Raw genomic sequence first — 11,271 nt, forward strand, 5'->3', positions numbered from 1 at the left:
CGCCGCGAGACCGCGCCGCTGCGCGGACCTCATCCCTCACCGCCATGCAACCGCCCCCTGGCGGACTGCCAGCCGGCCCGGGCAGGCACCAGGGTCCCCGCCTTGCCCAGCCCGAAGGCGGGCATGTTGACGTAGACATTCTCATAGCTGCCGGGTCGGGCAAGGTAGGTCTCGTGCCAGATGCCGACACGGCCATCCACGCCCACGGCGCGGTTGAACGCCTGCCAGGCGGGCAGATGCGCCGAGTCGCGCGCCGTGGCGTAGGCGAGCAACGCGTCCAGGCTGCGCCAGTACTGCACCAGGACCGCGGTGCGCGAGAACCACATCTCGTGGCTGAGCAGACCCAGCTCGGGCCGCGCGTACAGCTCGCGCAGCATGCGCGGCATCGCCGCAGCAACCGGCAGCCACTGGTGCACGGCCCACAGGCGGTTGACCCGCATGCCGATCAGGAACACGGCGAATTCGCCGTCCATCCGCGCGGTCATCCGCTCTGGGTGCACCATCGACCTGACCTCCTCAGTGAGCGCCCATCGGCACGAGCAGCCTCGGGACCCGGCCCACCGCCACCGTCGTCCACGATGCCGACCGCGTGGCCCTGCGCGCTGACCGGCTCACTTCCCGAAGCAATCCGTCGATTGCCCGAAGGTGGGGTCCAGCGCCAAGCCGGTTCTGTGGGTGGCGTCCTCCTTGAAGATGAAGGCGAAACACCGCTCGGCCTCGATCTCAAAGTCGATGTAGTACCGCTGACCCGCTTCCGGAATGATGCTGGATCTGGGGCTGCATGACGTGGAGACGCCGCCGTACACATAGTTGTAGTAACTGGACCCGATGGTCACCCGGTTGCCAGCCGGGATGTCGGCATAACCTGTCGAATCCGCGACAAGCCTCTGGCGTTGTCCGGCCAGGCAGATCCACTTGTTGCCTGGGCTCTTGAGGTTGAGCCTGGCCACGGCAGCGCCTTGCGGCGCGCGGTATTCCGGCACCACGGCGCAACCGGAGGCCAGGGTGATGGCCGCCAGGGCCAGGGCGAGACGGGACGTGTTCATTTCTCCGCGCCTCCCTTGACTTCCGGCGCCAGGCGCGCCAGCAGGTCGGGGCTGCTCAGGAGTCCCGGGCCGGGGGCATCAAAGAACAGGACGTAGGCGTAGACCGCCGGCTTGTGGACGATCGTGGTGACCGTCTTTTCGGCGCTGCGCTTGTCCATCACGGCATCAGGGAGGCTCTGGTAGAAGGCGAAGTAGGTCTTGCTCTCACGCTGGGCAATCTCTGCGCACCGATAGAGCAGATAGGTTCCCACCTTTTCGCGCGTGACGATCGAATTGCCGCTGAAGCCGACCTTGATCAGTTCCCCCGGTCCCTTCTGCTCCCAGTACCCACCGGTCCATCCCACCAGCGGCTGGCTGGCATCCTGATAGCCTGTGGCGCAGCCCGCCAGCAGGGCCACCGCCGCCATGGGTACGGCACATCTCGACAACAGCACAGCGCTCCTCCTTGTTGTGTGCGCCGATTGTATGGACGCGCCTTGGCATCCCAAGGTCGTTCACGATGCCCCTGGCCGCAGGCCTGATGGTCGCCGAGCACGGGGGAGTGCGGCCGACCCGCGAGCGCGGCATGCAACGACCCGCAGGGGGCCGCCCGGTCAGGAAGGATGGTCGCGATGGCCTCAGCCGACACCCACCCCACGCGCCGCCCAGCCGTCAGCGCGGCGGACCGGCACCGTCCGTCTGCACCTGCTGGGGCGGGTCGCACGGGCCGGCGGGGAGCACGCGGACCGTCACCACGTCGCCGGGCGCCAGCGCGCGCGAGCCCCAGTGCCAGTGCAGGTCGCGTCCCGAGTCCAGCCCCGACATCGACAGTTCGCAGCGGTCCTGCAGGAACTCGGCCTCGTCGAACCCGGGCTGCTGGCGATGGGCCTCGGTGATCCGCGCCGGGCTGCGGCGCACCCGGCTGACCAGGGCCGTCAGGACGCCACAGTCCTCCAGGCCGATCGTCGCCAGCGGCTGGTCGTTGATGCAGATCTCGAAGCGGACAGCGGCGTCGGGCATCGTGGCTACTCGATGACCACGGCCGTGCCGCTGGCCGACACCATCAGCATGCCATTGCCCTGGCCCAGCACCTCGTAGTCCAGGTCAATGCCGACCACCGCGGTGGCGCCCAGCTGGGTGGCGCGCTCCTCCAGTTCGCGCAGCGCGATGTCGCGGGCGCGCTGCAGTTCTTTCTCGTAGGTGGCCGAGCGACCGCCGACGATGTCGCGGATGCCGGCGAACAGGTCCTTGAACACATTGGCGCCGAGGATGGCTTCACCAGTCACCACGCCGCAGTAGCGGGTGATGCGGTGGCCTTCGACGCTGGGGGTGGTGGTGAGCAGCATGCGGGTCCTGGCGAATGGCGGGCGGCGATGCAGGGGCGCACGTGGACTGGCGGGCCGCCGGATCCAGCAGCCACGTGGCGATCAGTCCGCCGATGATCGCAGAGTCGGCGCGCGCTCAGGACGGCTCGAACATCACCAGCCGGCAGTCGGCGCTGCCGATGTTCTCCAGCACATGGCCCGGAATCGGCGCTTGCACGATGGCCGCGCCGGCGCGTGGCTGCGCGTCGCGCGTGCTGCCGTCGGGCGCATGGATGCGCAGGCTGCAGTCGCTGAGGTAGTACACCGCGTTGGCCGGGTGCGCATGCAGCACGTCACGCTGCCCTGGCTTCCAGGTGACCGCGATCACCTTGAACTGTTCGTTCTGCGCAATGACCTGGTAGATATCGGGCGAAGCCACATACGAGCGGGGCAAGGTCTGGCCCTGCACCGGTCCCGGCAGGCCCAGCCACAGGGCGCAGCACGCGAGGATCGTGGCGGGTGTCTTCAGCATCATGGTCTCCGTCAAAGGCGTGGCGCCCAGCGGCCACGTCTTCACAGTAGAACGATGGCGCGCCGCATGTTTGCGCTGGCACAAGCGGCCAGGGGTTAGCGTTGATCGCTGACCCTGGAGCGTCAGCCATGAAGCGCCAGCCAAGAAACGCCAGCCTCAGAGCACCAGCTCCAGCCGCCCGCCCACCGGCAGGCCCGCCCAGCGCGCCGACAGATCGGTCATGCAGGCGCGCACCGCGTCCACCGCCGCCTCATCCAGGGCCAGCATGGGGCACTGCCGCGCTGCGCAGGTCACCTGGTACATCGCCAGGAGCTCGGTGGCCGGCGTCTGGCCGCCCGACCAGGCATCGCCCTGGATCACCTCGACCAACCGCTCCACCCCGTCGCTCTCGGCCTCGGCCGCCATCCGGAAGCCGGCGGTCTCGCCGTCGCGCACCCGGCCCAGAAAGCCGCGCGCCTGCAGCGTGCTTTCCACCGCGAAGTGCACCATGTCGTGCGGGATGATCCCCTGCTTCGGGCACTCCACCCGCTGCGGCGCGCCGCTGGCCTGGAACACCTCCATCAGGTCGTGCTTGGCGGAGCCCTTGGTGAAGACGATCTTCATGGCGCTGAGGGTTCGTGTCTGCGGAGGGCGCCCGACCGCCGGGCCGCGTTCAACGGCCGCACCACTGCTTTTCGCAGGGGATGCCATTGTGGTCGCCGTCCATCTTGACCCCCGGGCAATGCGTCAGAAAGTACTGCGCCTCGGCGCATGAGCGCATCTGCGAGCAGTACTGGCGCCCGTCGCAGTGGAAGGCGCCCGGCGCGGCCCCGGGCGCCGGGGCCGGCGCCGCCGCAGGCCCCGGCGAGGGTGAGGGCGCGGTGGACGGCCAGGGCACCTTGGCCCCCGCGCCGGGTGCCGACGCTGCCGCCGCGCGGCGCTGCTTCTCGGCCGCGTTCAGCTCCGCCAGCGTCGGGTCGCGCCGCGGCTGCGTGGCCGGGCAGGGCGCTTCCTGGAAGGTGACGCTGCCGTTGATCACGCACTTATTCACCGGTGCGGCGTGGGCGGCTGCGTGAAACATTAGCGCGGCGAAGACCGGCGCCAGCAAGGCGATACGGGGCATGGTGAGGAAGGGTGTCGTTGCGCGGTCACGGCGGCGCTGCGGCCTGGGCGGCCCGCGGTGCCCAGGCACAAGTGTGCGGACGTCGTCGTGTTCAGGCAAGCTTCGCAAAGCCCGCACCCATTGCCCGATCCAACCTGGTTGATGCCAAGCCGTCCCGCCGTGACCATGCGTGCAGATCAATTCATTCGCCCACCCATGGACCTCGCTACCCTGTCGCTCCTTGTATTGGCCGCTGCCCTTCTGGGCGCGACGGTCCAGGCCTGGCGCATCGGCAACGACCGGCGCGACGTCAGATTGCTGGGAGGCATCACAGGCTTCACCAGCCTGGGCGCCGTCGCAACGGCGCTGTGGTGAGTCCTGGACCGCGCCCTGGCCGGGTTTGAAGGGCAGGCCTGAACAGCAGGCCCGCGCGGTCGCTGGTGGAATCAGCCGCGCGCTGGCGCGCCGACGATCTCCGCGACGCGCTGGTCGAACGCCTCCGAGCTCAGCAATGGCGACTCGCCCAGGTTCAGGTGCTTGCCGTCGGCCCATTCGCACAGGTAGCAGGAGTCCGGGGCCGTGCCCCGCTCCAGCGCGAAGTAGCGCGGCGGTTCAGCCTGCTCCGTGGCCCGCGGTGTCAGGCCCCAGATGGCCACCAGATGGGCCTCCGGCGAGGCCAGCGGCGTGGGCATGCGGATGACCCAGTTGACCTGCTCGCCATGCGCGTAGCGCCGGGCACTGACCTGCCCCATCAGATCGGCGAGGTAGGTGGGCCAGGACGCTGGCTTGTCACGCCCGACCGGCCAGCCCGGAATGCTCCCGCACTGCGCTTCGGCGAGGAAGAACAGGTACTGGAAGCTCAGTGCCGACAAGGTCTCACCGGCCAGGGCCTCACACAGCATCGGGTGACGTTCGTGGGCGGCCTTTGGCAGCACCCGGTGTTCGAGGATGTAGACCAGCGGCCGCTGCAGCCGCGGCGAGCCATCCAGGCTGGGGACGAGGCGTTCGTAAGGCGCGATCGGGTGGTTCATGCTGTCAACCCAGAGACGTGTTGCCACGCCCTGGCCTCAGGGAAGGCCGGCCCGCTGACCGGCCCGTTGCGAGTCAGTCGGTGCGCAGTTTCAGCACCGCAAACCAGGGGTGAACCGGGTCGCGCAGGTGACCGGCGTCGTCAACCGGCAGCCGCTTGAGCGTCACCGAGTCGCGCACGTTGCAGCCGATGACCTCGACATAGCCGGGCCCGGTGGCAACCACCACGTCGGAGTGGCTGGGGTAGCTGGTCGTTGCATCGAACAGCTTGGCCGCCTTGGCCGGGTTGCTGCCCGGCACGCGGCTGTAGGCCACCAGATCGCCCACCTGCGGGGCCCCGCCGGCCTCGCCAACCCGGTAGCCCCAGAAAAGCGCAGAGCTGTCCTGAGCCTTGCGCGCCGCAATGAACTGGCGAATCCACACCGAGTGCGCCTGCGCAAACGGAAATCTCGCTTTGGTCAGCCCCGCAGCCTTCATGATCGCCGACATGCCCACGGCCGACCAGTAGTAGCGGTCGTCCATGACATCGTGCAGGCTCGGATGGCCGCCGCCCACCGCGCAGTAGTGGTCGATCACGTACTGCGCGTAGGCACTCTCGTCATCCGTGTGCTGGATCGACAGCCGCTGGTCGACCAGATCCCAGACCGACTGGCCCCAGTGGTCCCACTCGCTGCGCGCGGCAGCAACGATCGATGCCTTGATGCCCATGACCGGCTCCCCTGCCCATTGAACGAGCCGGCTTTGTAGGCCATCAAGCCCGCAGGCGCATCCTCAGAGGGAAGGATCGGCGGCGGCCTGAATGTGTTCGCGCAAATCGGAACGCTTCATGCCTGCCCCTGAGTGTGGGTGTTCGACATGAGCAGCGTCCAACAGGCCACGCTGTCCAGACGTCCGCCCGATGGAAGGGTGAGGCGTCACTTGGGTTCAAGGCGAATGAGCTCGGAGTTGCCAGAAGTGCTGCGCCTGATTCTGAAGATGGCCGCGGCCTTGGAGATGCCGGCATCCGGGAAGTCGACGTCGAACTCGCCGTTGGCCAGGGCGTGCATCTCCACATGCGTGAGCTGGCTTCCAAGACCAAAGATCATGAAGACATGGCCCTCGGGCGGCTCGGGCACCCGAATGATCCGACCACACTGGTTCCGATTCGCGCCGATGAACGCACAGACCTGCTCGCGGCTGGTGCCCGGCTTGAACACATAGAACCTGTCCCAGCCAAAGCTGGTCAGCTTGCCAAGGTCAACTTCCGAGGCGGACGGGTCGCGAGCCGCGGCACCGATGTGCTTGCTGATGCCGCCCGTGCCGTTGGTGGCTTCAGAACACGCACTAAGTGCCACGACGAGGACAGCCAACAGCAAATGCGACCGCACGGTGTGACGCCTATCGCAGTGTTGACCGTCGCGACGCGGTAAGGCGCCCTGGCCTTGGGGCCAATGGTAGACAACAGCGACTGTCGGTCAAGCGTGCCATGCCGCGGCTCGCGTGGTGGATGGAGCAGTTCGCGCAGGCAATGTACAGACCTTCCTCAGGCGTCAGCGGGCTGTGCAAACGAACGGCGCTTCATCAGGAAGACGAACGCTCCCAGCGGAAATGCCAAGGTGAAGATGTACGGAGCCACGGGCCCCGCCTTGGCGAAGCCTGCGCCAAGCAGCGCAACGCTGAAGGGGTGGACGCCCCACGCACCTGTTGTCCAGTTGAATCGAAACTGCACCATGCCAACTGCGACGAAGAGCAGCCATAGCCACTTGCGCTTTGGAATCTGGGTTCTGACACATGCGATGAGCGCGTAGACCACGAAGAGAGGAATGCCCACCGCAAGGACAAGCACAGCGTAGTGCAGCGCACTCTTGCCGTCGAACGTGAATGCGTTCTCCGCCTCCAGGGAGGTCGACCGTGGCGTGACGTGAATCCCCTGCACCAGGACCTTGCCATTGCGGCGCTCCAGAACCACATTGGCAAGCAGCCAGGAGTCCTTGTACTGATACTCGAACGTGAGATTGAAGCTTGTGACTGAGTTGGTGATGTTCGTATGCGCCCCCACGGTACGGACGCTGATGTGTTCGCCTGAAGGAATGTGTTCGGCCATCGCCTCCAGCTTGCTCCGAAGATCAGGTGACCGAAGGCTTGGATCCAGCTGCGCCTCGACCGACGCGTAGTCGCGTGCCGCGAGTTGCGAGACCACTTGCTTCGCGAGCGCAGCCTCTTCCTTTGGAACAAACCTATCGAACATGGCCTGTTGGTCGCAGGCAGACAACAAGAGCGCCAAGATAGGAATCAGGAGTCGGTGCATAGCGAGGTTGATGTTATTGGCGCCTCACGTTGGAGGTAACGCGCAGCCGCCAGCGGAGCGCCAGGGCCGCGAGGGAAATGATATGTCTGGCTGCCTCGCGGCCCTGGTGCGTAGCTCGTGGACGTCGCGTTGACCGAGTGGTTAGGTGCCACTGGGTACGTCGCGTCGCGCCTTGAGCCAGGCGCCCCAAAGCAGAACGAGGACGGCGACCCGAAGTGCTATGTGAACCACGAGCGCCTTGTGCATGTCGGACCCAAGCTGTTCAGACGCGATGGTCGAGGCGTTCGTGACAAGAGCGATGAGCTCGAAAACCGTGAGCACGACGACTGGCGTTAGGCCGGGGCGAATCCACAGCCACAGCGCACCAACCCCAAAGACCATGAGATCAATGGTGTTGAGGCCCCATTGATTGAGCAGGGCCATACCCGCCAGAAGCCAAAGGGTGTGGCCCGCGAGGACAGACATTGCGCCGAGGTATCTGGGATCGGTTGGCTTCAGCAACTTGCTGCCGATGTACCAAACGGCACCACTTCCGACTGCCGGGACCAGAACGTTCGCGCCGGCATATACGCCGAGTGTTGCCCCGAAGATTGAAGCCGCAGCGCCGCGGAGTGCGAGTTGTTGATTGGTGGGAGCGGACATAGAGGGGAGAGGGGTGACGCTCAACGTTTGAGCTGAGCCGCGAGCGCCGGTGTGGCACTTGGCCCGCTGGACGGATGATGACCTAAGCCGGAAAGCGGGCCAAGTGCCATGCCGGTGGGCGTCGGTCCCAGCGAGGGGTTAGGCGTCACTCGCGGCGCTCAATGAGACCGAGTAGGGTGTAAAGATTGCGGGGCGGCCTGTTGCGCTCTCGAATCTCTCGGACTCTCATCTTCGTTCGCCAGAGCTGTCCAATCAGCTTCTCGTCTGGCTTCTCGATTAGCTCGAACCAACGAGTCGCAAGAGCCGACGCGACCGTGCCACGGATCACCTCGCCAGACTCGAGGAGCTTCATCTCAAACTTTCGTGCCTCCGGAAGCAAGCCAAGAAGCTCGCCGACGACGTTGTCGCTCTCGTTGTCTTCGACTTCGGTCGCTTCAACTCGAATTCGCGCTCTGCGGACGGCCTCTCCGGTGAGGCTTTCGTCTCTCTCGGCTTCAACGATTCTCAAGGACGCTTGACTGTCGTCTAGTGCCCGAAAAAAATCGCGGAGCGATACCAACATGCGAGGATCAAGTGTTTCGACGCTTGCCTCAAAGGCCTCGTCCGACTCCGCAGCCGCTTGGCTGATCATGACGGTTACGTCGTCAATTGCCTTCTTGATGGGTGTGTCGGCGATCTGAGCGTTCTGCGAGTTCTCTTCCAGAACGAAGCCGACGGATCCACGCACAAGCTCTCGAATGGCAAGCGTTGATGGGGTTCGTTCTGGAACTCGACCCCGTGCTCCAAGACGGCCGAACTCTTCTGATGCAATTCTCTTGCTGATCAGATCCTGAAACGTCCTAAGCGCCGTCGTCGCGAAGTCGGCAGCGATTGAGCGAGAGCCGTAGACTGGGCCGCCTGCGAACATTAGCGCCACGCTTCCCGTTGTCTCTTCCTCTGCCGCTAGCCGCTGAATCTTCTCCTCGAGCGAGGCAAGTCGTGCACGAAACGACAGTTGTCCGATCGGATCGGCATCCCCAGCAGCAGCGAGCATGGCGCGCACTGCTTCACGGTCGGCTACAAGCGCTTCCAGTTCAAGACGCTTCATGGCCAGACCCGGTCCAGGTGCTTGAGGGCGTCGGCATCGTCAGAGATCAGTGGCAGTCGAAGGATACCCTTCCACAGGTGTGAGGATCGCCGATGGCCGAAGAGTCCATGCCAGTACGTCACCTGCGTGATGACGTTGGGAAGAGGGGTATTCGCATCAACAAAGTAGGCGTCGCATCGAAACAGTGCTTTCGTTTGTACGGCGTCGAAGAGTGCTGCGTTGGCGGCAACAAATGCTGCCCAAGCAACTTGATCCTGCGCGTGCGTTGGCCGAACAAAGAAGGTCACTACGTCAATGTCGCCCGGGCTTCGACCTTCAAGAGCTTCGATGTCCTCGCAGAAGCTTCCGGCACACCACTGATAGCCATCGGAGATGCCAAGAGCCAACAAGCTTTGGCGGAGCGAGATGAACCCGCGAAGGATTGCAGCGCGGTCGGCCGATGTTCCCAGGGCCTCGGCAACCTCCTTCATGGAGGTGTCGTAGGGGGATAGTCCGGCGGGATCGGCTGGCGAGGGGCCGACGTACGGCGGAAGCGCCCCTGAAAGATTGAAGGCCGGAATCATCTGTCTCCCTGTGTCTAGCGCTTCTTGTCGCAGCATTCTGCCGGAGAGCTGAGAACGGCGCTGCCTGTGACGCCTAACGTTCGAGTTGAGACGCGCGCGGAGGCAGACGATGACTGGCCGCGCAAGGACGATTAACACTTTGGCCTGGAGCGGCCAGGCATTGGCTGCCGTTGCGCGTCGGCTCGAACGAGGGGTTAGGCGTCACTGCGCGCCGCCGCGGATGAAAGCGTCGATCTCTTCATTGGTAGGACGCTGCTCAACTAGCTGCTCCTCCATTCCGTGTATTGGGGACGAGGGGCGAAGACTGGGTTGCCTGTAGGGGGCCCCGTCGAGATGCTGAAGGATTGCCCTAGAAAGCTCAATCACATTCGCCCAGCGGTCCATCAAGTGAAGGAACATCGCGAGCTTCATTGTGTCGATGTTGATGGTTGGCCCTCGGTGCGGTTGACTCTTTGGAGAGTGCTCATAGACGAGGCTCATGACCTCAGTCGTATTTGCACGCTTGAGGCGTCGAACTTCGTCCTGAAGTTGGAGCAATGCTTCGTAGACGGGTGTTTCTTGATACGAGTCGGAGGCAAGGTCAAACGAGAGAAAGGTCGGGACCGATACGGCGCGGTCCAATACAACGGGATGAAGTTGCAGCCCCATAAGAGCGATGGACAGTGAACTCAATAGATCCCACGTCTTTGTGTTTACTGTCTTGACGCTGTCCCTTCGGCCATCTAGGGATATTGGCGTCTCTCGGTGAAATTGATCAATGGCGGAGCGTGGCGAGTACACGGCGCCGGCTTTCATCTTGACCAAGCACTGCGAGAGAAACTCGCGCAGTTCCCGGCGTAGAAGGCGCTTCAACGTGAGGTCTTCCGTGGGGGTGGAAGTGAAGAGTGCACCATCAATGACTCGAACCAAGTCACGAAAGTCCGAAAAGACATTGATCCAGTTCCCGGTGGGTGCTTCAGATCCCGTCTTGACGGCGGCAGCCGTCTCTTTGTTGCGGCCGACTTCACTGAGAAAGGATGAAATGAAGTCCGCATCGGCAGCACTCTTGCTTGGGAAGTTCGAGATGTCCCTCTTAAGTCCGTCCTCAATGGCTACCGTGTCTAGGTACCTCGCGAGCTCGCGGCGCTCTTCCTTGACTTGCCAGACGTCAGATCGGACGAAGCTAAAGAGTTTGAGTTTTCCTTCTCGATGCAACTCATATGCTTCTCGGTACTCGCGCTGTGTGATCGATATTCTGTTCGGCTCGTCGTACCAACCGCCTACGCGGCTGCCGATGAGAAGCACGAAATAGTCAGCTGCATGGATTGCTTGAAGGCATGCCTGGTATGAGTGCTGATCGAGCGGCTTCCTAAAGTCATTGAACTCTGAGGCCAAGACCTTGCAGCCCTGCTCTTCCAAGTAGAACTTTAGCGATGAGCGCAGATCGCGAAAGTCGTAGATGGTTGACGAGATAAAGAAAGTTGGTCGCTTCATGGAGCTGATGTGGCTCTAGTCGGTCCGGCGGGTGCTGCGGGCCGTTTTGTGACGCCTTGTATGTTCAACCCAGCGATTCCACAGAAGAATCGCGGTTAGCGCAAGCGACCCGTGCGCCTGCGTTGGACGACTCGACAGCCCGTTGAAGCCTTGGGCTCACCAGCCCGCACGTTATTGATCCGGCATTGAAATGTTGAACTTTTCCGGACGCGTAGAGTCTGACCCTGCATGGACAAGATCGACTCTCG

Annotated in this window: 17 protein-coding genes; 1 reads left to right on the top strand and 16 read right to left on the bottom strand. The window is 64.0% G+C overall.

What is annotated here, in order from left to right; all coding sequences use genetic code 11:
* Window positions 1–29: 29 nt before the first annotated feature.
* The 8 genes from KAK07_RS19430 to KAK07_RS25845 form a co-directional block, all read right to left on the bottom strand.
* On the bottom strand, window positions 30–473 hold the full coding sequence (locus KAK07_RS19430) for a DUF4188 domain-containing protein (RefSeq protein WP_310738446.1): 444 nt from the start codon (window positions 471–473) through the stop codon (window positions 30–32).
* Between the two features lie 138 nt (window positions 474–611).
* Window positions 612–1,046: a hypothetical protein gene (locus tag KAK07_RS19435; RefSeq protein ID WP_210851655.1), complete on the bottom strand. Its 435-nt coding sequence runs from the start codon at window positions 1,044–1,046 to the stop codon at window positions 612–614.
* A complete protein-coding gene (locus KAK07_RS19440) occupies window positions 1,043–1,453 on the bottom strand; it encodes a CC0125/CC1285 family lipoprotein (protein ID WP_210851656.1) in 411 nt (136 codons plus the stop codon). Before KAK07_RS19440 ends, KAK07_RS19435 begins: the two co-directional genes overlap by 4 nt.
* A 244-nt stretch (window positions 1,454–1,697) precedes the next feature.
* Window positions 1,698–2,045, bottom strand: a complete 348-nt coding sequence (locus tag KAK07_RS19445) for a hypothetical protein (protein ID WP_210851657.1) — start codon at window positions 2,043–2,045, stop codon at window positions 1,698–1,700.
* A 5-nt stretch (window positions 2,046–2,050) separates the two neighbouring features.
* Window positions 2,051–2,371: a heavy metal-binding domain-containing protein gene (locus KAK07_RS19450; protein WP_210803616.1), complete on the bottom strand. Its 321-nt coding sequence runs from the start codon at window positions 2,369–2,371 to the stop codon at window positions 2,051–2,053.
* Window positions 2,372–2,486: 115 nt separating this feature from the next.
* On the bottom strand, window positions 2,487–2,861 hold the full coding sequence (locus KAK07_RS19455; protein WP_210851658.1) for a cupin domain-containing protein: 375 nt from the start codon (window positions 2,859–2,861) through the stop codon (window positions 2,487–2,489).
* 156 nt (window positions 2,862–3,017) lie between these two features.
* On the bottom strand, window positions 3,018–3,464 hold the full coding sequence (locus KAK07_RS19460; protein ID WP_210851659.1) for a hypothetical protein: 447 nt from the start codon (window positions 3,462–3,464) through the stop codon (window positions 3,018–3,020).
* A gap of 49 nt (window positions 3,465–3,513) precedes the next feature.
* On the bottom strand, window positions 3,514–3,963 hold the full coding sequence (locus KAK07_RS25845; RefSeq protein ID WP_210851660.1) for an excalibur calcium-binding domain-containing protein: 450 nt from the start codon (window positions 3,961–3,963) through the stop codon (window positions 3,514–3,516).
* A 195-nt stretch (window positions 3,964–4,158) separates the two neighbouring features.
* On the opposite strand from KAK07_RS25845, the gene KAK07_RS19470 reads away from it, so the two are divergent.
* Window positions 4,159–4,317: a hypothetical protein gene (locus KAK07_RS19470; RefSeq protein WP_210851661.1), complete on the top strand. Its 159-nt coding sequence runs from the start codon at window positions 4,159–4,161 to the stop codon at window positions 4,315–4,317.
* Between the two features lie 71 nt (window positions 4,318–4,388).
* On the opposite strand, the gene KAK07_RS19475 is transcribed toward KAK07_RS19470, so the two are convergent.
* The 8 genes from KAK07_RS19475 to KAK07_RS19510 form a co-directional block, all read right to left on the bottom strand.
* Complete coding sequence (locus KAK07_RS19475; protein WP_210851662.1) at window positions 4,389–4,973, bottom strand: hypothetical protein; 585 nt, start codon at window positions 4,971–4,973, stop codon at window positions 4,389–4,391.
* Between the two features lie 73 nt (window positions 4,974–5,046).
* The gene (locus tag KAK07_RS19480; RefSeq protein ID WP_210862718.1) at window positions 5,047–5,679 is read right to left on the bottom strand and encodes a DUF2272 domain-containing protein; all 633 of its coding nucleotides are present in this window, start codon (window positions 5,677–5,679) and stop codon (window positions 5,047–5,049) included.
* Window positions 5,680–5,885: 206 nt separating this feature from the next.
* Window positions 5,886–6,320, bottom strand: a complete 435-nt coding sequence (locus KAK07_RS19485; protein WP_210862720.1) for a hypothetical protein — start codon at window positions 6,318–6,320, stop codon at window positions 5,886–5,888.
* 173 nt (window positions 6,321–6,493) lie between these two features.
* Window positions 6,494–7,258, bottom strand: a complete 765-nt coding sequence (locus tag KAK07_RS25455; protein WP_247664474.1) for a hypothetical protein — start codon at window positions 7,256–7,258, stop codon at window positions 6,494–6,496.
* 141 nt (window positions 7,259–7,399) lie between these two features.
* Window positions 7,400–7,900: a hypothetical protein gene (locus KAK07_RS19495; RefSeq protein ID WP_210862722.1), complete on the bottom strand. Its 501-nt coding sequence runs from the start codon at window positions 7,898–7,900 to the stop codon at window positions 7,400–7,402.
* A gap of 145 nt (window positions 7,901–8,045) precedes the next feature.
* The gene (locus KAK07_RS19500; RefSeq protein WP_210862724.1) at window positions 8,046–8,987 is read right to left on the bottom strand and encodes a hypothetical protein; all 942 of its coding nucleotides are present in this window, start codon (window positions 8,985–8,987) and stop codon (window positions 8,046–8,048) included.
* Complete coding sequence (locus tag KAK07_RS19505; protein WP_210862726.1) at window positions 8,984–9,550, bottom strand: DUF6932 family protein; 567 nt, start codon at window positions 9,548–9,550, stop codon at window positions 8,984–8,986. The genes KAK07_RS19500 and KAK07_RS19505 overlap by 4 nt, the downstream gene beginning before the upstream one ends.
* 201 nt (window positions 9,551–9,751) lie before the next feature.
* On the bottom strand, window positions 9,752–11,023 hold the full coding sequence (locus KAK07_RS19510; protein WP_210862727.1) for a DUF4062 domain-containing protein: 1,272 nt from the start codon (window positions 11,021–11,023) through the stop codon (window positions 9,752–9,754).
* Window positions 11,024–11,271 lie beyond the last annotated feature (248 nt).

Source organism: Ideonella alba (assembly GCF_018069875.1).
In the GTDB taxonomy this organism is placed as follows: domain Bacteria; phylum Pseudomonadota; class Gammaproteobacteria; order Burkholderiales; family Burkholderiaceae_C; genus Ideonella; species Ideonella alba.